Origin of the sequence: Scandinavium manionii (assembly GCF_024764775.1) — a bacterium.
Lineage (GTDB): Bacteria > Pseudomonadota > Gammaproteobacteria > Enterobacterales > Enterobacteriaceae > Scandinavium > Scandinavium manionii.
This window is the reverse complement of record NZ_JALIGC010000038.1, coordinates 17,659-42,651: the sequence shown is the minus strand read 5'-3', so window position 1 is coordinate 42,651 and position 24,993 is coordinate 17,659. Positions and strand designations below refer to the sequence as shown.

Genomic DNA, 24,993 nt, shown 5'->3' with positions numbered 1-24,993 from the left:
GTTAATTGACCTGCGCCATTGCGGTGCAGAGTTGTTTCGCGGCGAGGATAATACGCGGGGAGGCGCGTTCAAACCAGTCGCTGTTTACGGGAATGACCGGAATTTTGAGCTGACTCCCCCAGTACTGCTGAATTTTTGTCACTTCGGTGTCGCTTCCGGCGGTGATAATCAGCTGAGGCTGCCGGGCGAGAACCTGTTCGCGGCTAACCTGCGGCCACGGAACGCGGCTGGTGGCAAAAATATTTACTCCCCCGCAGGCCTCAATTACTTCGTTCTGTATCGAGCTTTTATTACTGGTAAACAACGGATTAGTGCCAAATTGCAGGAATACCCTTTTTTTCGGGCGGTGAGCATACTCTTGCTTCAGCGCAACAAAATTATGGCGCAACGACTGCGCTGCCTGTTTCGCCTGTTCGGGTACTGGACTCCAGGCCGCCAGCTGCTGCAACGCGTCAGCAATGTGCTCCACACTGCCGGTCTCTACCCACACCACTTTAATGCCCAATGCGCTCAGTTGGTTCACCTGTCGCTCGGCATTGCCGCCACGCCAGGCCAGCACTATATCGGGCTTGAGCGCCACAATGCGTTCCAGATTCATCCCCTGCCAGCTGGCGATTTCTTCGATGTGGCGGGCTTCAGGGGGATAATTAGAGAAGCTGCTCACCCCCACAGGCGTAATGCCTGCGGCAAAGGCCAGTTCAGTATTGGCGGGGGAAAGGGTGATAACCCTCGGCGCGGCTATCAGCCACGCCGGAAAGGTCAACAGCAGGGCGAAAAGGCCCGATGTCAGGCCGTTACGCATTCGCCAGATTCTGGACCAGCGTTTCGACCATCAGGGTCGACTGTTTAGCGGCGACGGCGAGGAACTCATCGAAGCTTAGGTGTGACTGCTGATCGGCGACGTCAGAAATGGCGCGAACAACAACGAACGGCACGCCGAAGTTATGACAGACGTGTGCGATAGCGGTGGCTTCCATTTCCACGGCAACCGCCTGCGGGAAGTTGTGGCGGATTTTCGCCAGGCTGACGGAACCATTAATGAATGCATCGCCGCTGACGATAAGCCCACGTACGGCATTCAGGTTAAGTTGTTTGATGCAATTTTCTGCTGCTTCAATCAGTTTCGCATCAGCCGCGAAGCCTGCCGGGCAGCCCGGTAGCTGGCCGTATTCATAGCCAAATGCGGTGACATCGGCATCGTGATAGCGCGCTTCATCGGAGACGACGATATCGCCCACTTTCAGCGTAGAGGCCAGGCCGCCTGCAGAACCGGTGTTAATGATGACGTCTGGTTTGCAGCGTTCGATCAGTAGGGTGGCACCCATCGCGGCAGCCACTTTGCCGATCCCTGATTTCAGCAGGGCAACGTCAACGCCATTCAGCTGGCCGGTGTAAATTTCGCTCCCGCCGATGGTGATAGTCTGACGGTTCTGGATTTTGTCACGCAGCAGCGTCACTTCTTCTTCCATTGCACCAATAATGCCGATTTTCATAGATTTACTCGCGATGTGATGGGTTTAAAGGCATAGTTTATCATGGAGCACGCATTTCCGGACCGGGAGAGGCTATGGCCACAATTGATTTTCGCACAAAGATAAACTGGCGTCGGCGTTACCGCTCGCCGCAGAACGCCGCGACGGAGCATGAAATCCTGCGGATCTTCGAAAGCGATCGCGGGCGCATCGTCAATTCCCCGGCTATCCGTCGGCTGCAGCAGAAAACCCAGGTCTTCCCGCTGGAACGCAATGCGGCGGTGCGCACGCGGCTGACGCATTCTATGGAAGTTCAGCAGGTCGGGCGTTATATCGCTAAAGAAGTGCTGAGCCGCCTGAAAGAGCGCAAGCTGCTGGAGGCATACGGGCTGGATGAACTGACCGGACCGTTTGAAAGTATCGTCGAGATGGCCTGTTTAATGCACGATATTGGCAATCCGCCGTTTGGGCATTTTGGTGAAGCGGCGATTAACGACTGGTTCCGCCAGCGCCTGTGGCCTGCGGATGCCGCCAGTCAGCCGTTAAGCGACGATCGTTGCCTTGTCGGCACGCTGCGTCTGCGCGACGGGGAAGATACCCTGAACGAACTCCGTCGTCGGGTGCGTCAGGATCTCTGCCAGTTTGAAGGTAACGCCCAGGGTATTCGCCTGGTACATACGTTGATGCGTATGAATCTCACCTGGGCGCAGGTCGGCTGTATTCTGAAGTACACGCGTCCTGCATGGTGGCGAGGCAAGCCGCCAGAAAGTCACAGCTATTTAATGAAGAAGCCAGGCTATTATTTCGCCGAAGAGGCCTATATTGCGAGGTTACGTCAAGAACTCGATTTAGCCCCTTACAGTCGCTTTCCATTGACGTGGATTATGGAAGCTGCCGACGATATTTCTTATTGCGTGGCCGACCTGGAAGACGCCGTTGAGAAACGCATCTTCAGCGTGGAGCAACTTTATCAGCACCTGTACGACGCATGGGGCACGCACGAAAAAGGCTCGTTATTCTCACAGGTTGTCGAAAATGCCTGGGATAAATCTCGGTCTAATACCTTAAGCCGCAGTACAGAAGATCAGTTCTTTATGTATTTGCGGGTGAATACGCTGAATAAGCTGGTGCCTTATGCCGCGCAGCGATTTATCGATAACCTTCCGAAGATATATACCGGGGATTTCAACCACGCCCTGCTAGAAGACGAAAGTGACTACAGCCAGCTGCTTGAATTATATAAAAACGTCGCCATTAAACAGGTATTCAGCCATCCCGATGTTGAGCAGCTAGAATTGCAGGGATACCGCGTGATTAGCGGGCTGCTGGAAATTTACCAGCCGCTGTTGAAATTATCGCTGGCGGACTTTCACGAGCTGGTGGAAAAAGAGCGTTTGCGCCATTTGCCGATTGAAAGCCGTCTGTTTCAGAAACTGTCGACGCGACATCGCCTGGCGTACGTTGAAGCGGTAAATAAAATCCCGCGTGATGCCACCGAGTATCCGTTGATGGAGTACTATTATCGCTGTCGTTTGATTCAGGATTATATCAGCGGCATGACCGATCTCTATGCCTGGGATGAATACCGCCGCTTGATGGCTGTGGAATAACGCGAAAGTTTTGTAAAGGCGGACAATATTTTTTTACTTTTTCCAGAAACTTAAATCCGGAACTTAGCGTTATAAATTGAATCTGACAGTCACATACACAGCAACTTTTGCTTTATCTGACATTTAGAGATTACGAGATATGAAAAAAACAACGTTAGCAATGAGTGCACTGGCTCTGAGTTTAAGTTTGGCCCTTTCCCCGCTGTCTGCATCGGCCGCGGAAACCGCATCCTCCGCCACGACCGCCCAGCAGATGCCAAGCCTGGCACCGATGCTGGAAAAAGTGATGCCTTCCGTTGTGAGCATTAATGTGGAAGGGAGTACCACGGTGAATACCCCGCGTATGGGGCGTAACTTCCAGCAGTTCTTTGGTGATAATTCCCCATTCTGCCAGGACGGTTCGCCTTTCCAGAACTCTCCGTTCTGCCAGGGCGGTGGACAGGGTGGTCCAGGCGCACCAAGGGGTAATGGTGGCTCCCAGCAAGAAAAATTCATGGCGCTGGGTTCTGGCGTAATCATTGATGCGGCGAAAGGCTATGTGGTTACCAACAACCACGTGGTGGATAACGCTACCACAATCAAAATTTCCCTGAGCGATGGCCGTAAATTTGATGCGAAAGTGGTGGGTAAAGACCCTCGCTCTGACATCGCGCTGATTCAAATTCAGAATCCAAAAAATCTGACCGCGATTAAACTCGCCGATTCCGATGCACTGCGCGTCGGCGACTATACCGTCGCTATCGGTAACCCGTTTGGTCTCGGCGAAACCGTGACGTCCGGTATCGTATCGGCACTGGGTCGTAGCGGCCTGAATGTTGAAAACTACGAAAACTTTATCCAGACCGATGCGGCCATTAACCGCGGTAACTCCGGCGGTGCGCTGGTGAACCTCAACGGTGAGCTTATTGGGATTAACACCGCGATCCTTGCCCCGGACGGCGGCAACATCGGTATCGGCTTCGCTATCCCAAGCAATATGGTGAAAAGCCTGACTGAGCAGATGGTCAAATACGGCCAGGTTAAACGTGGCGAGCTGGGCATTATGGGTACCGAATTGAGCTCTGACCTCGCGAAAGCGATGAAAGTTGACGCTCAGCGCGGCGCATTCGTAAGCCAGGTGCTACCGAACTCTTCTGCGGCGAAAGCGGGCATTAAAGCAGGCGACGTGATCACCTCGCTGAACGGCAAACCGATCAGCAGCTTCTCCGCGCTGCGTGCTCAGGTCGGCACCATGCCTGTTGGCAGCAAGATTGAGCTGGGCCTGGTTCGTGATGGTAAGCCGGTCAATGTGTCCCTTGAACTGCAGCAGAGTAGCCAGACTCAGGTTGATTCCAGCAGCATCTTCAACGGTATTGACGGCGCTGAGATGAGCAACAAAGGCGCAGACAAAGGCGTGGTGGTGAGCAGCATCAAATCGGGTACGCAGGCTGCGCAAATTGGCCTGAAAAAAGGTGATGTGATCGTTGGCGCTAACCAGCAGCCGGTGAAAAACATTGCTGACCTGCGTAAGCTGCTTGAAAGCAAACCGAGCGTTCTGGCGTTGAATATTCAGCGTGGCGACAGCACTATCTACCTGCTGATGCAGTAAACTTTCAGGTCCTTCTCCTGACGGGGGAGGGCACAGTAAAAAAACGGTAACCCTTGGGTTACCGTTTTTTTTTACTGTTTGCTGCCGCCGGACATGCCTGCAAGAGTTATTTATTGCGGGTCAATTTTTCAAGGTCAGATTCAATCTCGCTGATCTTATTGGCAACCACGCTTTCGAGATGGCGCAGGTCGTCGAGGATTTTACGCTTCAGATCCACTTCGGTGCGATCGCGTTTGCAAATCTGATCCAGCTCGTCGATCACATAGCGCAGGTTCGGGCTGATTTCCTGCACTTCTTTGTAACCCTGACCTACACCGTCGGCCACTACCGTTTTACGCTGGCGCGGATATTTGAACTTCACGCTTTTCGCGAAAAACTCGCCTTTATCCTTCTGAAAATAGATTTTCAGAATATCGTTGTTGGCTTCCTGCCGGAGGCTGTAACGATCGATTTCATCAGGATTGGTAATGCCCAAACTTTTCAGATTGTCGTACATAGCGGTTCCTTCGGTTAAACATAACCTTTGAATAATTAACGGAAAAATTATTTTCCGCCAGCGTCAGGTATAAAAAAAGCGGGGTTGCCCCCGCTTTTTTTACGACTGATTTAGTCGATGGTGCGCAGCAGTTCGTTAATGCCGACTTTGCCGCGGGTTTTCGCATCCACTTTCTTCACGATAACTGCACAGTACAGGCTGTATTTGCCATCTTTTGACGGCAGGTTGCCGGAAACAACAACCGAGCCTGCCGGTACGCGACCGTAGAACACTTCGCCGGTTTCCCTGTCGTAGATTTTGGTGCTCTGGCCGAGGTAAACACCCATCGAAATCACGGAGCCTTCTTCAACGATAACGCCTTCTACCACTTCAGATCGTGCGCCGATGAAGCAGTTGTCTTCGATGATGGTTGGGTTAGCCTGCAGTGGCTCAAGCACGCCACCGATACCTACGCCACCGGACAGGTGAACGTTTTTACCGATCTGCGCACAGGAACCCACAGTCGCCCAGGTATCAACCATGGAGCCTTCGTCGACGTAAGCGCCGATGTTGACGTAGGACGGCATCAGCACGGTGTTACGTGCAATGTATGCGCCCTGGCGTACGGCTGCCGGTGGCACCACGCGGAAACCTTCTTTCTGGAAACGCGCTTCGTCGTAATCGGCGAATTTCATCGGGACTTTATCGAAGTAGCGGCTTTCCGCTCCGTCGATAACCTGGTTATCGTTGATACGGAAAGAGAGCAGTACCGCTTTCTTCAGCCACTGATGCGTAACCCACTGGCCGTCAATCTTTTCCGCTACGCGCAGCGCGCCGGAATCCAGCAGGGAAATAACCTGGTTAACCGCTTCGCGGGTAACGGTATCTACATTCGCCGGAGTGATGTCGGCGCGGCGCTCAAAAGCGGACTCAATAACGTTCTGTAACTGCTGCATTGTTAAACTCTTTCCATTAAAAAAACACACTACCCTTTATCGTTTGGATTGAGGGCCGCTGTCAACCGCTGTTGTACTTCTTGCTGAAGCACATTATTAAGAGCACGCCGGTCGGCTGTCGCGATTATAAATAAATCTTCTACTCGTTCACCAATTGTCGTAATTCTCGCCCCATGGAGCGAAATGCCGAGGTCCGCGAAGACCTGGCCGACGCACGCGAGTAAACCCGGCTGGTCGAGCGCAATCAGTTCGAGGAACGATTTTCTGTCGGTATGTGTTGGCAGGAAATTGACTTCGGTATCGACGGTAAAATGACGCAATTTTGCCGGCTGACGACGTGGGGCAGGGGCCTGCCACGAATACTGAGTAATGGCCTGCTCAAGGCCGTGACGAATGGCTTCGTGCCTGTCGCCGGACAGTGGACTGCCGTCAGGTTCAAGCACGATAAAGGTGTCCATCGCCATCCCGTCGCGGGTGGTAAAAATCTGTGCGTCGTGCACGCTGAGATTACGCCGGTCCAGTTCAGCGCAAACGGCGGCGAACAGATATGGGCGGTCCGGGCTCCAGATAAATATTTCCGTGCCGCCGCGTGTCGCCTGCGGGCTCAGCAGGATCATCGGATCGTTCAGATCGTGTTGAAGCAGGTGACGGGCATGCCACGCAAGCTGGTTTGGTGTGTGGCGTACAAAGTAGTTGGCCCGACAGCGCGCCCAAATATGATGCAGCGCCTCTTCGTCGATATTGTCCATTCGCAGCAGGGCTAACGCCTGAAGCTGATGATGACGCACGCGTTCGCGCATGTCCGGCGTGTTCTGCATTCCACGGCGCAGCTGTTTTTCGGTGGCGAAATAGAGTTCACGCAACAGGCTCTGCTTCCAGCTATTCCACAGTGTTTCATTGGTGGCGCAGATATCGGCGACGGTCAGGCAGACCAGATACCGCAAGCGGTTTTCGGTCTGCACTTCTTCGGCGAACTGTTTGATAACTTCCGGATCCTGAATATCACGGCGTTGGGCGGTGACGGACATCAGTAGATGATGGCGTACCAGCCATGCAACAAGCTGTGTTTCGCGCGAGTTCAGACCGTGCAGTTCTGCAAATTTGAGGATGTCCTGAGCGCCGAGCACCGAGTGATCGCCGCCGCGGCCTTTGGCGATATCGTGGAACAGAGCGGCAATCAGGATCAGTTCCGGGTGATTAAGGCGCGGCCATAGTTCGACACAGAGCGGATGGCGTGAACGCGTTTCCTCTTTGGCGAAGCTTTCCAGCTTTAGCAGCACGCGAACGGTGTGTTCATCAACGGTGTAGGCGTGGAACAGGTCAAACTGCATCTGGCCGACGATGTGCGACCACTGCGGCATATACGCCCACAGCACGCTGTGACGGTGCATCGGCAGCAGCCCCCGGCTGACGGCGCCCTGGTGACGCAACATGCTCAGGAACAGCTCGCGCGCTTCGGGGATGTAGCACAGCGGCTGTTGCAGATGGCGGCGGGCATGGCGCAGATGACGCAGCGTCGTCGAATAAATACCGGTAATGCTGCTGTTGCGCACCATGATGTGGAACATGCGCAGAATCGCCTGCGGCTCGCGCATGAACAAGGTATCGTCACGCAGGTCGATAAGCGTGCCGCGCAGCTGGAAATCATCGTCAATCGGGCGCGGTTTTTCATCGGCGGTCAGCGCGAGGATCGCCTCATCAAACAGCTGGAGCAGCATCTGGTTGAGCTCGCCCACCCGGCGGGTGACGCGATAGAAATCCTTCATCATTTGCTCAACCGGCTGATTGCCTTCGCCGCTGTAGTTGAGCCGTTGGGCCACGTTCAACTGGCGATCGAACAGCAAACGGTTGTCGTAGCGGTTAATTTCCAGATGCAGCGCAAAACGGATGCGCCATAGCAGGTGTAAACACTCGTTCAGCTCGTTGCGTTCGGCTTCGGTCAGGAAGCCAAAGCCGACCATTTCATCCAGCGAGGTTGCGCCGAAATGACGACGCGCCACCCATTGCAGGGTGTGGATATCACGCAGGCCGCCGGGGCTGCTTTTGATATCAGGCTCGAGGTTGTAGCTGGTGCCGTGATAGCGCTGGTGGCGACCGTTTTGTTCTTCGACTTTAGCGGCAAAGAACTTTTCCGATGGCCAGAAGCCTTCGCTGAAAATATGTTTTTGCAGCTCGAGAAAGAGGGTGACGTCGCCGATCAGCAGGCGTGATTCAATCAGGTTAGTGGCGACAGTGAGATCAGAAAGCCCTTCCAGCAGGCACTCTTCGAGGGTGCGCACGCTGTGGCCGACTTCGAGTTTGAGATCCCACAGCAGTGTCAGCAGCTCGCCAATCTTTTGTGCCAGCTCGTCGGGCAGCTTTTTACGGCTGAGGATGAGCAAGTCGATATCCGAAAGCGGATGCAGTTCGCCGCGGCCATAGCCACCGACGGCAACCAGCGCTGCGTCTTCTACCTCACCAAAACCGTAATGCAACCAAAGACGCTGGAGCATCTGATCGATATATTCCGTACGGGCGGTCATCAGTTGTTCGGCAGAGGTACCGCTGTCGAAAGCGTCACCCAGCCAGCGCTGGAACGCATCGAGACGCGCCTTGATACTGGCGCAGTTCAGCTCCGCGTCTGCCCAACTGACCGGGTTTTCCGGCTGGCCTGGCAGAACAGGTAAGGCTGTGTCAGGTAAGGAATTGCTCATTGCGCCACCCATAAGAAAAAACGATTACCCATAAAAAATCGCCGGGAGCGATTTTTAACGTCGCTTGCGGCGGCCCGGAGGGGGGCGGGCAGGACGCCCGCCATAAAAAAACCGGCTTTCGCCGGCTTCTTATCATTCGTTGTGCGAGATTATCGCCGGGATAGTGTCATCCTTGCGTAACGTCATTATTTCGCAGCCGTTGTCTGTCACCACAATAGTATGCTCGTACTGTGCAGACAAGCTCCGGTCTTTGGTTTTCACCGTCCAGCCATCTTTCATGGTGCGGATACGGTAGTCGCCAGAGTTGACCATCGGCTCGATGGTGAACGTCATCCCGGCCTGAAGTACTACGCCGCCGTCATCAGCATCATAGTGCAGAACCTGCGGTTCTTCATGGAACACGCGGCCAATACCGTGCCCGCAATATTCACGTACCACGGAGAAACCTTCCGCTTCTGCAAATTTCTGAATGGCTGCACCCAGTGTGCGAAGACGGATACCCGGCTTCACCATACGCAGGGCGAGGTACAGGCTTTCCTGCGTCACACGGCACAGACGCTCGCCGAGGATGGTCGGTTTGCCGACGATGAACATTTTGGAGGTGTCGCCGTGGTATTCATCTTTAATGACGGTCACGTCGATGTTAACGATGTCGCCATCTTTCAGCAGCTTTTCGTCATCCGGAATACCGTGGCACACCACTTCATTAATAGAGATGCACACGGATTTCGGGAAGCCGTGATAGCCCAAGCAGGCGGAGACCGCATGCTGAGTATTTACGATGTAATCGTCACAGATACGATCCAGCTCGCCGGTGCTGACACCTGGCTTGATGTACGGTTCGATCATTTCCAGCACTTCGGCAGCCAGACGGCCCGCCACGCGCATTTTTTCAATTTCTTCTGAGGTCTTAATAGAGATAGCCATGAATTCTGTCCATCGAGGCCGATTTATCGGCAATACGAGTGTAAGTGCTGACAATGGTAACAGCCGTCGCTATCGACTGCCAAATTGAGAATCATTACAGCGCTTCGCACCAACATTTATTGGTTTCCGCTCGCAATTTATGGTATAAAGCGCGCCGAACTTCCATTCCGTTTGAAATACACAGAAACGGTCTGGCAGCGACAAATCTCACATTGTGTAATAACACACACGTATCGGCACATACGCCGGGGTGCCCTTAGGGGTCGGTCGTATGGGATACGTGGAGGCATAACCCCAACTTTTATATAGAGGTTTTAAACATGGCAACTGTTTCCATGCGCGACATGCTCAAGGCTGGTGTACACTTCGGTCACCAGACCCGTTACTGGAACCCGAAAATGAAGCCTTTCATCTTCGGCGCGCGTAACAAAGTTCACATCATCAACCTTGAGAAAACTGTACCAATGTTCAACGAAGCTCTGGCTGAACTGAACAAGATCTCCTCTCGCAAAGGTAAGATTCTGATCGTTGGTACCAAGCGCGCAGCAAGCGAAGCGGTAAAAGAAGCTGCTCTGAACTGCGATCAGTTCTTCGTGAACCATCGCTGGTTGGGCGGTATGCTGACTAACTGGAAAACCGTTCGTCAGTCTATCAAGCGTCTGAAAGACCTGGAAACTCAGTCTCAGGACGGCACCTTCGACAAGCTGACCAAGAAAGAAGCGCTGATGCGCACTCGTGAGCTGGGCAAGCTGGAAAACAGCCTGGGCGGCATCAAAGACATGGGCGGCCTGCCGGACGCACTGTTTGTTGTCGATGCAGACCACGAGCACATCGCTATCAAAGAAGCAAACAACCTGGGTATCCCAGTATTTGCTATCGTTGATACCAACTCTGATCCAGATGGCGTTGATTTCGTTATCCCGGGTAACGACGATGCAATCCGTGCAGTTAGCCTGTATCTGAATGCCGTTGCTCAGACCGTACGTGAAGGCCGTTCTCAGGATCTGGCTTCTCAGGCGGAAGAAAGCTTCGTAGAAGCTGAATAATAAGGTTTAAGCCCTTATTAGTACCGAGTATGGATAGGGGCCCTCTTAAGCGGCCCCTTTTTCACTTTTATAACCGTTTGGCCTTACGCCGGGCGGTTTCAATTTCCCGAGGATTTTAGAATGGCTGAAATTACCGCCTCCCTGGTTAAAGAGCTGCGTGAACGTACTGGCGCAGGCATGATGGATTGCAAAAAAGCCCTGACTGAAGCTAATGGCGACATCGAGCTGGCAATCGAAAATATGCGTAAATCTGGTGCTATCAAAGCTGCGAAAAAAGCAGGCAACGTTGCTGCTGACGGCGTGATCATCACTAAGATCAATGGCAACTACGGCATCATTCTGGAAGTTAACTGCCAGACTGATTTCGTTGCTAAAGACGGCGGTTTCCAGGCTTTCGCTAACAAAGTTCTGGATGCAGCAGTTGCTGGCAAAATCACTGACGTTGAAGTTCTGAAAGCACAGTTCGAAGAAGAACGTGTTGCTCTGGTTGCTAAAATCGGTGAGAACATCAACATCCGTCGCGTTTCTGCTCTGGAAGGCGAAGTGCTGGGTAGCTACCTGCACGGTGCTCGCATCGGTGTTCTGGTGTCTGCTAAAGGCGCGAGCGAAGAGTTGGTTAAGCAAGTTGCAATGCATATCGCAGCTAGCAAGCCAGAATTCGTAAACCCAGAAGACGTGTCTGCTGACGTGGTAGAAAAAGAATACCAGGTACAGCTGGATATCGCGATGCAGTCCGGTAAGCCGAAAGAAATCGCAGAGAAAATGGTTGAAGGCCGCATGAAGAAATTCACCGGCGAAGTTTCTCTGACCGGCCAGCCTTTCGTTATGGAACCAAGCAAGACCGTTGGTCAGTTCCTGAAAGAGAACAACGCTACCGTGACTAACTTCATCCGCTTTGAAGTGGGCGAAGGTATCCAGAAAGTTGAGACTGACTTCGCAGCAGAAGTTGCTGCAATGTCCAAGCAGTCTTAATGATCGACAAGGAGCCGCCTGAGGGCGGCTTCTTTTTGAGCCCCATTAAGTAAAAATTAGTCAGGCTCCTATAGGCTTGTACTGATGCGCGACATATCCTTGTCGCCAGAATTTACCCCTTTCAAACGTTGACAGTCCCAGGAAAGAAATATGGCTACCAATGCAAAACCCGTCTACAAACGCATTCTGCTTAAGCTCAGTGGCGAAGCACTGCAGGGAACTGAAGGCTTCGGTATCGATGCCAGCATTCTCGATCGTATGGCGCAGGAAATTAAAGAACTGGTCGAACTGGGGATCCAGGTCGGTGTGGTGATTGGTGGTGGTAACCTTTTCCGTGGTGCGGGTCTGGCAAAAGCGGGTATGAACCGCGTTGTGGGCGACCACATGGGCATGCTGGCAACCGTCATGAATGGCCTGGCTATGCGTGATGCACTCCATCGCGCCTATGTGAACGCCCGCCTGATGTCCGCCATTCCGCTGAATGGTGTGTGTGATAACTACAGCTGGGCAGAGGCTATCAGTCTGCTGCGTAATAACCGCGTCGTTATCCTCTCCGCCGGTACCGGTAACCCGTTCTTCACCACCGATTCCGCAGCTTGCCTGCGGGGCATCGAAATTGAAGCGGACGTGGTATTGAAAGCCACCAAAGTCGACGGCGTATTTACCGCTGACCCGGCAAAAGATCCTTCTGCGACAATGTACGATCAGTTGAGCTACGCTGAAGTACTGGATAAAGAGCTGAAAGTGATGGATCTTGCTGCGTTCACGCTGGCTCGTGACCATAAACTGCCGATTCGTGTCTTCAACATGAACAAAGCAGGCGCGCTGCGTCGCGTGGTGATGGGTGAGAAAGAAGGTACATTAATTACGGAATAATTTCCGTAAACAACAAATAAAGGTAAGATTCCGCTTTAATTTTGCGATGCTTACCAGGCCGCCCTTTTCGGCGCCAGGAATTATACGGGCTATACTTACCACACTCGCAAATCGGCGAGTGTGGCGTATGGTCAGCCTGAGACAAGATTTCAAGGATTCGTAACGTGATTAGCGATATCAGAAAAGATGCCGAAGTGCGCATGGAAAAATGCGTAGAATCATTCAAAAACCAGATCAGCAAAATCCGCACGGGCCGTGCTTCTCCAAGCCTGCTCGATGGCATCGTTGTCGAATACTACGGTACACCGACTCCGCTGCGTCAGCTGGCAAGCGTGACGGTAGAAGATTCCCGTACCCTGAAAATCAACGTATTCGATCGCTCTCTGAGCCCGGCCGTTGAGAAAGCGATTATGGCGTCCGATCTCGGTCTGAACCCGAGCTCTGCGGGCACCGACATTCGCGTTCCGCTGCCTCCGCTGACTGAAGAACGTCGTAAAGATCTGACCAAGATCGTACGCGGTGAAGCAGAACAAGCGCGTGTTTCCGTGCGTAACGTCCGTCGTGATGCGAACGATAAAGTTAAAGCGCTGCTGAAAGACAAAGAGATCAGCGAAGATGATGACCGTCGCTCCCAGGACGATGTGCAGAAAATGACCGACGCCGCTATCAAGAAAGTGGACGCGGCGCTGGCAGAAAAAGAAACGGAACTGATGCAGTTCTGATTTCTGACGTTATCTGATGAACGCCGTTCAGGAAACCTTCGGGTTTTACTGGCGGCGTTTTGCTTTTTAGACTTTCTTCTTCGGATTTTTCATGAAGCATTTAACCGTTCTGGGCTCCACAGGCTCTATCGGCTGTAGCACGCTGGATGTGGTGCGTAATAATCGCGGCCTTTTCTCTGTTACCGCGCTGGTGGCCGGGAAAAACGTCGAGCGTATGGTTGAGCAATGCCTTGAGTTCTCCCCGCAATACGCCGTTATGGACGATGCACAAAGCGCCGCTGCGCTGATTGTTGCTCTGCGTCAGCACGGGAGCCAGACGGAAGTTCTGAGCGGCCAACAGGCTGCCTGCGATGTCGCTGCGCTGGATGATGTCGACCAGGTGATGGCGGCGATTGTCGGTGCCGCAGGATTGATGCCGACGCTGGCGGCTATCCGCGCCGGAAAAACCATTCTGCTTGCCAATAAAGAGTCGCTGGTCACCTGTGGACGTTTGTTTATGGACGCCGTGAAAGAGAGTGGGGCGCGTCTGCTGCCAGTCGACAGCGAGCACAACGCCATTTTTCAGAGTTTACCGGAAACAATTCAAAATCAGCTGGGTTACGCTTCCCTTGAGCAGAATGGCGTTTTGTCTATTCTGCTTACCGGATCTGGTGGCCCGTTCCGTGAAACGCCTTTGTCTGAACTGCGCGATATGACGCCGGATCAGGCCTGTCGTCATCCGAACTGGTCGATGGGACGTAAAATTTCAGTCGATTCTGCCACCATGATGAATAAAGGTCTGGAATACATAGAAGCACGCTGGCTATTTAATGCCTCAGCTCAACAGATGGAAGTCATTATCCATCCGCAGTCTGTGATTCATTCGATGGTGCGCTACCGTGACGGCAGCGTGCTGGCCCAGCTTGGTGAGCCGGATATGCGCACGCCAATTGCCCATACTATGGCCTGGCCGGGGCGCGTTGAGTCTGGCGTTAATCCATTGGATTTCAAAGCATTAAGCGAACTGTCATTTGCAGAGCCTGATTATCAGCGTTACCCGTGCCTGAAGCTGGCAATGGACGCATTTGATCAGGGCCAGGCGGCAACTACCGCGCTGAACGCCGCCAATGAAGTGAGCGTTGAGGCATTTCTGACGTCGAAAATTCACTTCACGGACATTGCTGCCGTGAACCTCGAGGTCCTGTCAATTCTGGATTTGCAAGAGCCAGAAGGTGTGGATGAGGTGATGGAAGTCGACGCGCGTGCAAGAAGTGTCGCAAACCAGCAGGTGATGCGCTTCGCAAGCTGATGATTATCCGTGCAACGGGCACGCAGGCATTTGTTAGCGCTGGGCTTCAGTGTTATAGTCTGCGCCATCCGATAACACTGTAACGGCAAAGTGTTATCGAGGGAGCCGTGGATTTACACGGCTTTTTTGCGCTAAGCGTCTGTATTCCGGTACCGCTAATTCCTTTTCATGGACTAATAACGCGTTATGTTGTCTGCTAACCAACCAATCAGCGAGAACCTGCCATCCCACGGCTGCCATCATGTGGCCATCATTATGGACGGCAATGGTCGCTGGGCGAAGAGACAAGGCAAGATCCGTGCCTTCGGCCATAAAGCCGGAGCAAAATCGGTGCGTCGTGCCGTCTCTTTTGCGGCAAATAACGGTATTGAGGCGTTAACGCTTTATGCCTTTAGCAGTGAGAACTGGAATCGCCCTGAGCAGGAAGTCAGCGCATTGATGGAACTGTTCGTTTGGGCGCTGGATAGTGAAGTAAAAAGCCTGCACAGACACAACGTACGCTTGCGTATTATCGGTGATACTCGCCGCTTTAACGCCCGTTTACAGGAGCGTATTCGCAAAGCAGAAGCGTTGACCGGGAACAACACCGGACTGACACTGAATATTGCTGCGAATTATGGTGGGCGCTGGGACATTATTCAGGGAGTTCAGCATCTTGCTACACAAGTCCAGGAAGGGCTGTTGCGTCCTGACGATATCACCGAAGATTTGCTGGGTCAGCAAATCTGCATGCATGAACTGGCTCCCGTAGATTTAGTAATTAGGACAGGGGGAGAGCATCGCATTAGTAACTTTTTGTTGTGGCAAATTGCCTATGCCGAACTTTACTTTACAGATGTTCTCTGGCCCGATTTCGATGAACAAGACTTTGAAGGGGCGTTGCATGCCTTTGCCAATCGAGAGCGTCGTTTCGGCGGCACAGAGGCTGGTGACGACAAAGCCTGATGGGGGTAGCTCTTGCTGAAGTATCGCCTGATCTCTGCTTTCGTTTTAATACCCGTTGTTATTGCGGCGTTGTTTCTTTTGCCGCCAATAGGTTTCGCTATTGTCACCCTGGTGGTGTGCATGTTGGCGGCCTGGGAATGGGGTCAATTAAGCGGTTTTAAATCTCGTTCACAGCGAGTATGGCTGGCGGTGCTTTGCGGATTAATTCTTTCCGCGATGCTCTTTTGGCTTCCGGAATATCATCACAACGTCCATCAACCGCTGGTTGAAGGCTCCCTTTGGGCCTCGTTGGGCTGGTGGATAGTCGCACTGCTGCTGGTGTTGTTTTATCCGGGTTCTGCTGCGCTGTGGCGTAATTCTAAAACGCTGCGTCTGGTGTTTGGTCTGTTGACCATTATTCCTTTCTTCTGGGGAATGCTGACGCTGCGTGCCTGGCATTATGATGATAACCATTACAGCGGTGCGATTTGGCTGCTCTACATCATGATTCTGGTGTGGGGAGCTGACTCCGGCGCCTACATGTTCGGTAAGCTGTTCGGTAAACATAAACTGGCGCCAAAAGTCTCCCCGGGCAAGACCTGGCAAGGTTTTCTCGGTGGACTGTTCACTGCGGCGGTGATCTCCTGGATTTATGGTCTGTGTGTGAACCTGGACGTTGCGCCGACGACGCTGTTAACGTGTTCTCTGGTTGCCGCGCTGGCATCCGTGCTGGGCGATTTAACAGAAAGTATGTTTAAGCGAGAAGCCGGCATCAAAGACAGTGGGAATTTGATCCCTGGGCACGGTGGCATTCTTGACCGAATTGACAGCCTGACGGCTGCGGTTCCGGTGTTTGCTTGCCTGCTACTTTTAGTCTTCAGGACGATTTGACGGAAGGGTTTATGCTGAGCATTCTCTGGAATCTGGCGGCATTCATTGTTGCACTGGGTGTATTAATCACTGTGCATGAATTTGGTCATTTCTGGGTTGCTCGTCGCTGCGGCGTCCATGTGGAGCGCTTTTCCATTGGTTTTGGTAAAGCGCTCTGGCGTCGAGTTGACCGTCAGGGAACCGAATATGTCATCGCCCTTATCCCTCTGGGCGGTTACGTCAAAATGCTGGATGAGCGCGTCGAACCGGTAACTCCGGAGATGCGTCACCACGCTTTCAACAATAAAACCGTTGGCCAGCGGGCGGCTATTATTGTCGCCGGTCCGGTTGCCAATTTCATCTTTGCCATTTTCGCCTATTGGTTGGTGTTTATCATCGGTGTCCCTGGTGTGCGCCCGGTTATTGGTGAAATAACACCCAATTCGATTGCTGCAGAAGCACAAATTGCACCAGGCACGGAACTTAAAGCCGTTGATGGTATCGAAACGCCTGATTGGGATGCAGTCCGTCTGGCGCTGGTGACAAAAATTGGCGATGAGCAAACGACGCTCACCGTTGCACCTTTTGGAACACAGCAGCGTCAGGATAAAATTCTTAATCTGCGCCACTGGGCATTTGAGCCTGATAAGGAAGATCCCGTCACGTCACTGGGGATTCGACCACGCGGTGCACAAGTCGAGACGGCACTGGCTGAAGTGCAAATTGACTCTGCTGCGCGCAAAGCAGGTTTGCAAGCAGGCGACAGGATCGTTAAAGTCGATGGTCAGCCACTCACACAGTGGATGACATTTGTCACTTTGGTGCGAGACAATCCCGGCAAGCCGCTGCGATTGGAGATAGACAGACAGGGGAGTCCCTTGTCTTTAACGCTGATACCAGATACAAAGCCCGGTAAAGGGAAAGCTGAAGGGTTTGCGGGTGTGGTTCCAAAAATCATCCCGTTACCCGATGAGTACAAGACAGTGCGCCAGTACGGGCCGTTCGCTGCCATCATTCAGGCCACGGATAAAACCTGGCAGTTGATGAAGTTGACGGTTCAGATGCTGGGGAAATTGATAACCGGTGACGTAAAACTGAACAACCTCAGTGGGCCAATTTCGATTGCTCAGGGGGCTGGGATGTCAGCGGAGTTTGGGTTGATTTACTATCTGATGTTTCTTGCGCTCATCAGTGTGAATCTGGGCATTATCAACCTGTTCCCGCTACCCGTTTTAGACGGGGGTCATCTGCTCTTCCTGGCGATTGAAAAGCTGAAGGGCGGACCGGTATCCGAGCGAGTTCAAGACTTTAGTTATCGCATTGGCTCAATATTGCTGGTGCTGTTAATGGGGCTTGCACTTTTCAATGATTTCTCTCGGTTGTAGAGAGAGTGTTAGGAAGAACGCATAATAACGATGGCGATGAAAAAGTTGCTCATAGCGTCGCTGCTGTTCGGCAGCGCGACCGTATACGGTGCTGACGGATTCGTAGTGAAGGATATTCATTTCGAAGGCCTGCAGCGAGTCGCTGTTGGTGCGGCCCTCCTCAGCATGCCAGTTCGTCCTGGCGATACGGTTACTGATGAAGACATCAGTAACACCATCCGTGCGCTGTTTGCCACTGGCAACTTCGAGGATGTTCGTGTTCTGCGTGATGGTGATACGTTGTTGGTGCAGGTCAAAGAGCGCCCAACGATTGCCAGCATCACTTTCTCCGGTAACAAATCGGTGAAAGATGACATGCTCAAACAGAATCTCGAAGCCTCTGGCGTTCGCGTTGGCGAATCTCTCGACCGTACCACTCTCGGTGATATCGAGAAGGGACTGGAAGACTTCTATTACAGCGTCGGTAAGTACAGTGCGAGCGTTAAAGCCGTTGTGACTCCGCTGCCGCGTAACCGTGTTGACCTGAAACTGGTCTTCCAGGAAGGCGTATCGGCCAAAATTCAACAGATCAACATCGTCGGTAACCATGCGTTCAGCACCGATGAGCTGATCTCTAACTTCCAGCTGCGTGACGAAGTGCCGTGGTGGAACGTCGTCGGCGATCGTAAATACCAGAAACAGAAGCTCGCGGGCGACCTTGAAACCCTGCGCAGCTACTATCTGGATCGTGGTTATGCACGTTTCAATATCGATTCCACTCAGGTCAGTCTGACGCCGGATAAAAAAGGTATCTACATCACCGTCAACATTACCGAAGGCGATCAGTATAAGCTGTCGGGCGTTGAGGTCAGTGGAAACCTGGCAGGCCACTCTGCGGAGATTGAAAGCCTGACCAAAGTAGAGCCAGGTGAACTCTACAACGGTGCGAAAGTGACCAAAATGGAAGATAACATCAAGAAACTTCTGGGTCGCTACGGCTACGCCTATCCACGCGTACAGTCACAGCCTGAAATCAACGATGCTGACAAAACCGTCAAGCTGCACGTGAGCGTTGATGCGGGTAACCGTTACTACGTACGTAAGATTCGCTTTGAAGGTAACGATACCTCCAAAGATGCGGTCCTGCGTCGTGAAATGCGTCAGATGGAAGGCTCATGGCTTGGCAGTGACCTCGTTGATTCAGGTAAAGATCGTCTGAACCGTCTGGGTTACTTCGAAACCGTTGACGTGGATACGCAGCGCGTACCAGGCAGCCCGGATCAGGTTGATGTTGTCTACAAGGTGAAAGAACGTAACACCGGTAGTTTCAACTTTGGTGTGGGTTACGGTACCGAAAGCGGCATCAGCTTCCAGGTTGGCGTTCAGCAGGATAACTGGCTGGGTACAGGTTACTCTGTCGGTATCAACGGTACCAAGAACGACTACCAGACCTACTCTGAGTTTTCTGTGACCAACCCGTACTTTACGGTTGATGGCGTGAGTCTCGGCGGTCGTATCTTCTACAATGACTTTAAAGCCGATGATGCGGATCTCTCCTCGTACACCAACAAGAGCTACGGCCTTGATGGTACGTTGGGCTTCCCGATTAACGAATACAACACGCTGCGCGCGGGTCTGGGCTACGTGCATAACGACCTGTCCAACATGCAGCCGCAGGTGGCTATGAACCGCTACCTGGATTCGATCGGTCAGGGTACAAGCACCACCAACGACGATTCGAGTTTCTCTGCGGATGACTTCACTTTCAACTACGGTTGGACGTATAACCATCTTGACCGTGGGTTCTTCCCGACGGAAGGTTCACGCGTTAACCTGAACGGTAAAGTGACTATTCCTGGCTCCGATAACGAGTTCTACAAAGTGACGCTCGATACCGCTTCCTACTTCCCGATCGATAACGATCACAAGTGGGTGCTGTTGGGTCGTACACGTTGGGGCTACGGTGATGGTTTAGGTGGCAAAGAACTGCCATTCTATGAAAACTTCTATGCCGGTGGTTCAAGCACCGTACGTGGTTTCCAGTCGAACAACATCGGTCCTAAAGCGGTTTACTACGGCCCGAATCAGGATAACTGCGATAACGAAACCTTGTGTAAATCTGACGACGCCGTCGGTGGTAACGCAATGGCCGTGGCCAGCGCTGAGCTGATTGTTCCAACGCCGTTTATCAGTGATAAATATGCTAACTCAGTCCGTACGTCATTCTTCTGGGATGCCGGTACCGTCTGGGATACAAACTGGGAAAACACCGCGCAGATGCAAGCCGCAGGGGTGCCTGATTACGGCGACCCGGGCAATATCCGTATGTCTGCAGGTATCGCATTACAATGGATGTCGCCATTGGGGCCGTTGGTCTTCTCCTACGCCCAACCGTTTAAAAAGTACGATGGGGACAAAGCAGAACAGTTCCAGTTTAACATTGGTAAAACCTGGTAATTGTTTTGTGCAAAGGAATGCAAGTAGCAGTAGTAGCGATGACATCTGACGATCACTCGCGTGGTTGCATGACTTCGCAAAAAACGGTGCCTTCGGGCATTCATGGGATGGTAAGGAGTTTTATTGTGAAAAAGTGGTTATTAGCTGCAGGTCTGGGTTTAGCAATGGCAGCGTCTGCGCAAGCAGCAGATACTATTGCAATTGTTAACATGGGTGATTTGTTCCAGCAGGTTGCACAGAAAACAGGTGTTTCTGCGACTCTGGAAAACGAGTTCAAAGGTCGTGCAAGCGAACTGCAGCGTCAAGAATCCGATCTGCAGAGCAAAATGCAGCGTCTTCAGCGTGACGGCTCTACCATGAAAGCGAGCGAACGCAGCAAGATGGAAAAAGACATCATGTCTCAGCGCCAGGCGTTCTCTCAGAAAGCCCAGGCTTTTGAGAAGGATCGTGCACGTCGTTCTAACGAAGAACGTGGCAAACTCGTTACTCGTATCCAGTCTGCAGTGAAGAGCGTAGCGGCTGACCAGAAAATCGATCTGGTTGTTGACGCAAACACCGTTGCTTACAACAGCAGTGACGTTAAAGACATCACCGCTGATGTGCTGAAACAGGTTAAATAAGTAATGCCTTCAATTCGACTGGCTGATTTAGCTCAGCAGTTGGATGCAGAATTACACGGTGATGGCGATATCGTCATCACCGCTGTTGCGTCCATGCAATCCGCTAAAGCAGGCCATATCACATTCATGGTAAATCCTAAATACCGTGAACACCTGGCCTTGTGCCAGGCCTCTGCTGTTGTGATGACGGCGGACGACTTACCTTTTGCCAAAAGCGCGGCGCTGGTAGTGAAGAATCCCTACCTGACTTACGCCCGTATGGCCCAAATTCTCGATTCCACGCCGCAACCGGCGCAGGATATCGCCCCGAGCGCGGTGGTTGATGCGACTGCGAAAGTCGGTCAAAACGTCTCTATCGGGGCAAATGCGGTTATCGAATCCGGGGTTGTTCTCGGCGATAACGTCCGCATTGGTGCGGGTTGTTTCATAGGTAAAGACACGACTATCGGTGCCGGAACGCGCCTGTGGGCGAACGTCTCCGTTTACCATGAAATTGCGATCGGTGAAAATTGCCTGATCCAATCCAGTACTGTTATCGGCTCAGACGGCTTCGGCTATGCCAACGATCGTGGCAACTGGGTGAAGATCCCCCAGTTGGGCCGCGTCATTATTGGCGATCGCGTGGAGATCGGTGCATGCACCACTATCGATCGCGGTGCGCTTGACGATACCGTGATCGGCAATGGCGTTATCATTGATAACCAGTGCCAGATTGCGCACAACGTGGTCATCGGTGACAATACCGCCGTTGCTGGCGGCGTTATCATGGCAGGCAGCCTGAAAATTGGCCGTTACTGCATGATCGGCGGTGCGAGCGTTATCAATGGCCACATGGAAATCTGCGACAAAGTCACAGTGACCGGAATGGGCATGGTTATGCGCCCGATCACTGAGCCTGGTGTATACTCCTCAGGCATTCCGCTGCAGCCGAATAAGGCCTGGCGTAAAACCGCTGCGCTGGTGATGAATATTGATGACATGAGCAAGCGTCTCAAAGCTCTTGAGCGTAAAACTAGTCAACAAGACTAACGACTCACCTTAAGCGCCAACCTTCCCGGCCTGTCTGATTTCTTATAATCCGGCAGGCCGTGTTATTATTGCATTTCAGTATATTTAGACAGGAAGAGTATTTTGACTACTGACACTCATACTCTGCACATTGAAGAGATTCTGGAACTTCTGCCACACCGTTACCCGTTCTTACTGGTCGATCGCGTGCTGGATTTTGAAGAAGGTCGTTTTCTGCGCGCAGTTAAAAATGTCACCGTGAATGAGCCGTTTTTCCAGGGGCATTTTCCGGGCAAACCGATTTTTCCAGGCGTGCTGATTCTGGAAGCCATGGCGCAAGCCACTGGTATTCTGGCATTCAAGAGCGTGGGTAAACTCGAACCAGGTGAACTTTACTACTTCGCAGGTATTGATGAAGCGCGCTTTAAGCGTCCAGTCGTGCCTGGAGATCAGATGATCATGGAAGTCACCTTTGAGAAAACTCGCCGTGGCCTTACCCGCTTTAAAGGCGTGGCGATGGTTGATGGTAAAGTTGTTTGCGAAGCGACGATGATGTGTGCTCGTAGCCGGGAGGCCTGATACGTGATTGATAAAACTGCCTTTATCCATCCTACTGCCATTGTGGAAGAGGGTGCCGTTATCGGTGCCAACGCTCACATTGGTCCGTTTTGTATTGTAGGTCCAGACGTCAGCATTGGCGAAGGGACCGTACTGAAGTCTCATGTTGTGGTTAACGGTCATACGACTATTGGCCGTGACAATGAAATCTATCAGTTTGCTTCCATCGGGGAAGTTAACCAGGATCTTAAATACGCTGGCGAACCGACTCGTGTGGAGATTGGCGATCGCAACCGCATCCGCGAAAGCGTCACCATTCATCGTGGCACAGTACAGGGCGGCGGATTGACGAAGGTAGGCAGCGACAACCTGCTGATGATCAATGCCCACGTGGCGCATGATTGCACAGTCGGCGATCGCTGTATCCTTGCCAACAACGCAACACTGGCAGGTCACGTATCTCTGGACGACTTTGTGATTGTCGGCGGCATGACGGCTGTCCATCAGTTCTGCACCATTGGTGCACACGTGATGGTTGGTGGCTGCTCCGGCGTAGCTCAGGACGTCCCTCCGTACGTTATCGCGCAGGGCAACCACGCCACGCCTTACGGTGTAAACATCGAAGGGCTGAAGCGCCGTGGTTTCAGCAGAGAAGCGATCATTGCGATTCGCAATGCGTATAAAGTGCTGTACCGCAGCGGTAAAACGCTGGAAGAAGCCAAACCAGAAATTGCTGAACTTGCAGAGCAACACCCTGAAGTGAAAGCTTTCTCTGACTTCTTCGAACGCTCTACGCGTGGTTTGATTCGTTAATGTCTGAACGTCCATTAACGATTGCCCTGGTCGCCGGAGAAACCTCCGGCGATATTCTTGGTGCCGGTCTGATTCGCGCACTGAAAGCGCGGGTGCCGAATGCTCGATTCGTCGGTGTCGCCGGGCCATTAATGCAGGCGGAAGGCTGTGAAGCCTGGTACGAAATGGAAGAGCTGGCGGTGATGGGGATTGTCGAAGTCCTCGGTCGTCTGCGTCGTCTGCTGCACATTCGTGCCGATCTCACCCGTCGTTTTACCGAACTTAAGCCGGACGTTTTCGTCGGCATTGATGCGCCTGACTTCAACATCACCCTTGAAGGGAATCTGAAGAAACACGGCATCAAAACGATTCATTACGTCAGCCCGTCCGTCTGGGCCTGGCGCCAAAAACGTGTTTTCAAAATTGGCAGAGCCACCGATCTGGTGCTCGCATTTCTGCCTTTCGAAAAAGCGTTTTATGACCGATTCAATGTTCCCTGCCGCTTTATCGGTCACACCATGGCGGATGCCATGCCGTTGGACCCCGATAAAAACGCCGCCAGAGACACGCTGGGCATTGCCCACGATGTCCATTGTCTGGCACTGCTGCCAGGCAGTCGCGGCGCTGAAGTGGAAATGCTCAGTGCCGATTTCCTGAAAACCGCACAGCTACTGCGCAATCACTATCCCGATCTGGAAGTGGTAGTGCCGCTGGTGAACGCCAAACGCCGCGAGCAGTTTGAGCGTATCAAAGCGGAAGTGGCGCCTGATCTGAACGTTCACATGCTCAACGGTATGGGGCGGGAAGCGATGATTGCCAGCGATGCTGCTCTGTTGGCCTCAGGTACAGCCGCGCTCGAATGCATGCTGGCGAAATGCCCGATGGTGGTTGGCTATCGTATGAAGCCATTTACCTTCTGGCTGGCGAAGCGACTGGTGAAAACCGACTATGTGTCGCTGCCTAATCTGCTGGCAGGCCGGGAACTGGTGAAAGAACTCTTGCAGGATGAGTGTCAGCCGGAGCTGCTCGCAAAAGCGCTACAACCGCTGCTGGCGGATGGCAAAACCCGCCACGCTATGCATGACACCTTCCGTGAACTGCACCAGCAGATTCGCTGCAATGCCGACGAGCAGGCAGCCAACGCGGTGCTGGAGCTGGCACAATGACAGACATCTTTATCTATCCGCATACCCATCTGGTGGCGGGTGTCGACGAAGTGGGGCGCGGTCCGTTAGTGGGCGCGGTGGTTACCGCTGCGGTGATCCTCGATCCGGCGCGGCCGATTATCGGTCTGAATGATTCCAAAAAATTGAGTGAAAAACGCCGCCTGGCGCTGTTCGATGAAATCAAGGAGAAGGCGCTTAGCTGGAGCCTTGGTCGTGCGGAGCCGCACGAAATCGACGAACTCAACATTCTGCATGCCACGATGCTGGCGATGCAGCGCGCCGTAGCAGGCCTGCACATTTCACCGGAATACGTGCTGATTGACGGCAATCGCTGTCCGGCGTTGCCGGTTCCGTCAATGGCGGTAGTTAAAGGCGACAGCCGGGTAGCTGAAATCAGTGCAGCGTCTATTCTGGCGAAAGTGTCCCGCGATGCGGAAATGTCCGCGCTGGACATGACCTTCCCCGAATATGGCTTCGCGCAGCACAAGGGATACCCTACGGCTTTCCATCTGGAAAAGCTGGCTCTACATGGCGCCACCGAACATCACCGGCGCAGCTTCGGGCCTGTTAAACGCGCTCTGGGCATTGCCTGAATAAGTAAAGCGGGAT

At 52.8% G+C, this 24,993-nt stretch carries 23 protein-coding genes; 17 read left to right on the top strand and 6 right to left on the bottom strand.

Features of this window, described 5'->3' with window-relative positions; all coding sequences use genetic code 11:
• Position 1: 1 nt before the first annotated feature.
• Together btuF and mtnN are read right to left on the bottom strand one after the other, a co-directional pair.
• Positions 2–802 (bottom strand): vitamin B12 ABC transporter substrate-binding protein BtuF, encoded by an 801-nt coding sequence (btuF, locus tag MUU51_RS12130; RefSeq protein WP_159770921.1) that lies wholly within the window; start codon positions 800–802, stop codon positions 2–4.
• The gene (gene mtnN, locus MUU51_RS12125) at positions 795–1,493 is read right to left on the bottom strand and encodes a 5'-methylthioadenosine/S-adenosylhomocysteine nucleosidase (RefSeq protein ID WP_258967829.1); all 699 of its coding nucleotides are present in this window, start codon (positions 1,491–1,493) and stop codon (positions 795–797) included. Before mtnN ends, btuF begins: the two co-directional genes overlap by 8 nt.
• A 74-nt stretch (positions 1,494–1,567) precedes the next feature.
• Between mtnN and dgt the strand changes: the two genes are divergently transcribed.
• Positions 1,568–3,082: a dGTPase gene (gene dgt, locus MUU51_RS12120; protein ID WP_159770915.1), complete on the top strand. Its 1,515-nt coding sequence runs from the start codon at positions 1,568–1,570 to the stop codon at positions 3,080–3,082.
• 139 nt (positions 3,083–3,221) lie between these two features.
• Complete coding sequence (gene degP / locus MUU51_RS12115) at positions 3,222–4,670, top strand: serine endoprotease DegP (RefSeq protein ID WP_258967828.1); 1,449 nt, start codon at positions 3,222–3,224, stop codon at positions 4,668–4,670.
• A 106-nt stretch (positions 4,671–4,776) separates the two neighbouring features.
• On the opposite strand, the gene MUU51_RS12110 is transcribed toward degP, so the two are convergent.
• The 4 genes from MUU51_RS12110 to map all read right to left on the bottom strand — a co-directional run bounded on the left by MUU51_RS12110 (position 4,777) and on the right by map (position 9,721).
• A complete protein-coding gene (locus MUU51_RS12110; RefSeq protein ID WP_159770909.1) occupies positions 4,777–5,166 on the bottom strand; it encodes a DUF3461 family protein in 390 nt (129 codons plus the stop codon).
• A 110-nt stretch (positions 5,167–5,276) separates the two neighbouring features.
• Positions 5,277–6,101, bottom strand: a complete 825-nt coding sequence (gene dapD / locus MUU51_RS12105) for a 2,3,4,5-tetrahydropyridine-2,6-dicarboxylate N-succinyltransferase (RefSeq protein ID WP_052285401.1) — start codon at positions 6,099–6,101, stop codon at positions 5,277–5,279.
• A 29-nt stretch (positions 6,102–6,130) separates the two neighbouring features.
• Positions 6,131–8,794: a bifunctional uridylyltransferase/uridylyl-removing protein GlnD gene (gene glnD, locus MUU51_RS12100; protein WP_258967827.1), complete on the bottom strand. Its 2,664-nt coding sequence runs from the start codon at positions 8,792–8,794 to the stop codon at positions 6,131–6,133.
• Between the two features lie 132 nt (positions 8,795–8,926).
• Positions 8,927–9,721: a type I methionyl aminopeptidase gene (gene map, locus MUU51_RS12095; RefSeq protein ID WP_159770903.1), complete on the bottom strand. Its 795-nt coding sequence runs from the start codon at positions 9,719–9,721 to the stop codon at positions 8,927–8,929.
• Positions 9,722–10,041: 320 nt separating this feature from the next.
• Between map and rpsB the strand changes: the two genes are divergently transcribed.
• The 15 genes from rpsB to rnhB all read left to right on the top strand — a co-directional run bounded on the left by rpsB (position 10,042) and on the right by rnhB (position 24,977).
• A complete protein-coding gene (gene rpsB, locus MUU51_RS12090) occupies positions 10,042–10,767 on the top strand; it encodes a 30S ribosomal protein S2 (RefSeq protein ID WP_110510838.1) in 726 nt (241 codons plus the stop codon).
• Positions 10,768–10,887: 120 nt separating this feature from the next.
• Positions 10,888–11,739, top strand: coding sequence for a translation elongation factor Ts (gene tsf / locus MUU51_RS12085; protein ID WP_159770900.1), 852 nt, complete (start codon positions 10,888–10,890; stop codon positions 11,737–11,739).
• 150 nt (positions 11,740–11,889) lie between these two features.
• A complete protein-coding gene (pyrH, locus tag MUU51_RS12080) occupies positions 11,890–12,615 on the top strand; it encodes a UMP kinase (RefSeq protein WP_110510840.1) in 726 nt (241 codons plus the stop codon).
• A gap of 164 nt (positions 12,616–12,779) precedes the next feature.
• Positions 12,780–13,337: a ribosome recycling factor gene (frr, locus tag MUU51_RS12075; protein WP_159770897.1), complete on the top strand. Its 558-nt coding sequence runs from the start codon at positions 12,780–12,782 to the stop codon at positions 13,335–13,337.
• Between the two features lie 91 nt (positions 13,338–13,428).
• Positions 13,429–14,625: a 1-deoxy-D-xylulose-5-phosphate reductoisomerase gene (gene ispC / locus MUU51_RS12070; protein ID WP_159770894.1), complete on the top strand. Its 1,197-nt coding sequence runs from the start codon at positions 13,429–13,431 to the stop codon at positions 14,623–14,625.
• Between the two features lie 186 nt (positions 14,626–14,811).
• Positions 14,812–15,570, top strand: a complete 759-nt coding sequence (gene ispU / locus MUU51_RS12065) for a (2E,6E)-farnesyl-diphosphate-specific ditrans,polycis-undecaprenyl-diphosphate synthase (protein WP_159770891.1) — start codon at positions 14,812–14,814, stop codon at positions 15,568–15,570.
• A 12-nt stretch (positions 15,571–15,582) separates the two neighbouring features.
• Positions 15,583–16,440, top strand: coding sequence for a phosphatidate cytidylyltransferase (cdsA, locus tag MUU51_RS12060; protein WP_110510844.1), 858 nt, complete (start codon positions 15,583–15,585; stop codon positions 16,438–16,440).
• 11 nt (positions 16,441–16,451) lie between these two features.
• Positions 16,452–17,804, top strand: a complete 1,353-nt coding sequence (rseP, locus tag MUU51_RS12055) for a sigma E protease regulator RseP (RefSeq protein WP_258967826.1) — start codon at positions 16,452–16,454, stop codon at positions 17,802–17,804.
• A gap of 30 nt (positions 17,805–17,834) precedes the next feature.
• Entirely contained in the window at positions 17,835–20,240 is a 2,406-nt protein-coding gene (gene bamA / locus MUU51_RS12050; protein ID WP_159770885.1) for an outer membrane protein assembly factor BamA, read from the top strand.
• Positions 20,241–20,365: 125 nt separating this feature from the next.
• Positions 20,366–20,860, top strand: coding sequence for a molecular chaperone Skp (gene skp / locus MUU51_RS12045; RefSeq protein WP_110510847.1), 495 nt, complete (start codon positions 20,366–20,368; stop codon positions 20,858–20,860).
• Positions 20,861–20,863: 3 nt separating this feature from the next.
• Positions 20,864–21,889 carry a UDP-3-O-(3-hydroxymyristoyl)glucosamine N-acyltransferase gene (gene lpxD / locus MUU51_RS12040; RefSeq protein WP_159770882.1) on the top strand — a complete coding sequence of 342 codons (1,026 nt, stop codon included), beginning with the start codon at positions 20,864–20,866 and terminating at the stop codon, positions 21,887–21,889.
• A gap of 102 nt (positions 21,890–21,991) precedes the next feature.
• Positions 21,992–22,447 (top strand): 3-hydroxyacyl-ACP dehydratase FabZ, encoded by a 456-nt coding sequence (fabZ, locus tag MUU51_RS12035; RefSeq protein WP_110510849.1) that lies wholly within the window; start codon positions 21,992–21,994, stop codon positions 22,445–22,447.
• Between the two features lie 3 nt (positions 22,448–22,450).
• Entirely contained in the window at positions 22,451–23,239 is a 789-nt protein-coding gene (lpxA, locus tag MUU51_RS12030) for an acyl-ACP--UDP-N-acetylglucosamine O-acyltransferase (RefSeq protein WP_159770879.1), read from the top strand.
• A complete protein-coding gene (gene lpxB, locus MUU51_RS12025) occupies positions 23,239–24,384 on the top strand; it encodes a lipid-A-disaccharide synthase (protein WP_258967825.1) in 1,146 nt (381 codons plus the stop codon). Before lpxA ends, lpxB begins: the two co-directional genes overlap by 1 nt.
• Complete coding sequence (gene rnhB, locus MUU51_RS12020) at positions 24,381–24,977, top strand: ribonuclease HII (RefSeq protein ID WP_159770873.1); 597 nt, start codon at positions 24,381–24,383, stop codon at positions 24,975–24,977. The genes lpxB and rnhB overlap by 4 nt, the downstream gene beginning before the upstream one ends.
• The last annotated feature ends 16 nt before the right edge of the window (positions 24,978–24,993 follow it).

Bases quoted from the DNA above. Each gene is read 5' to 3' on its own strand.
- btuF (WP_159770921.1), bottom strand. From the start codon at position 802: ATGCGTAACGGCCTGACATCGGGCCTTTTCGCCCTGCTGTTGACCTTT.
- mtnN (WP_258967829.1), bottom strand. From the start codon at position 1,493: ATGAAAATCGGCATTATTGGTGCAATGGAAGAAGAAGTGACGCTGCTG.
- dgt (WP_159770915.1), top strand. From the start codon at position 1,568: ATGGCCACAATTGATTTTCGCACAAAGATAAACTGGCGTCGGCGTTAC.
- degP (WP_258967828.1), top strand. From the start codon at position 3,222: ATGAAAAAAACAACGTTAGCAATGAGTGCACTGGCTCTGAGTTTAAGT.
- MUU51_RS12110 (WP_159770909.1), bottom strand. From the start codon at position 5,166: ATGTACGACAATCTGAAAAGTTTGGGCATTACCAATCCTGATGAAATC.
- dapD (WP_052285401.1), bottom strand. From the start codon at position 6,101: ATGCAGCAGTTACAGAACGTTATTGAGTCCGCTTTTGAGCGCCGCGCC.
- glnD (WP_258967827.1), bottom strand. From the start codon at position 8,794: ATGAGCAATTCCTTACCTGACACAGCCTTACCTGTTCTGCCAGGCCAG.
- map (WP_159770903.1), bottom strand. From the start codon at position 9,721: ATGGCTATCTCTATTAAGACCTCAGAAGAAATTGAAAAAATGCGCGTG.
- rpsB (WP_110510838.1), top strand. From the start codon at position 10,042: ATGGCAACTGTTTCCATGCGCGACATGCTCAAGGCTGGTGTACACTTC.
- tsf (WP_159770900.1), top strand. From the start codon at position 10,888: ATGGCTGAAATTACCGCCTCCCTGGTTAAAGAGCTGCGTGAACGTACT.
- pyrH (WP_110510840.1), top strand. From the start codon at position 11,890: ATGGCTACCAATGCAAAACCCGTCTACAAACGCATTCTGCTTAAGCTC.
- ispC (WP_159770894.1), top strand. From the start codon at position 13,429: ATGAAGCATTTAACCGTTCTGGGCTCCACAGGCTCTATCGGCTGTAGC.
- ispU (WP_159770891.1), top strand. From the start codon at position 14,812: ATGTTGTCTGCTAACCAACCAATCAGCGAGAACCTGCCATCCCACGGC.
- rseP (WP_258967826.1), top strand. From the start codon at position 16,452: ATGCTGAGCATTCTCTGGAATCTGGCGGCATTCATTGTTGCACTGGGT.
- bamA (WP_159770885.1), top strand. From the start codon at position 17,835: ATGGCGATGAAAAAGTTGCTCATAGCGTCGCTGCTGTTCGGCAGCGCG.
- lpxD (WP_159770882.1), top strand. From the start codon at position 20,864: ATGCCTTCAATTCGACTGGCTGATTTAGCTCAGCAGTTGGATGCAGAA.
- lpxB (WP_258967825.1), top strand. From the start codon at position 23,239: ATGTCTGAACGTCCATTAACGATTGCCCTGGTCGCCGGAGAAACCTCC.
- rnhB (WP_159770873.1), top strand. From the start codon at position 24,381: ATGACAGACATCTTTATCTATCCGCATACCCATCTGGTGGCGGGTGTC.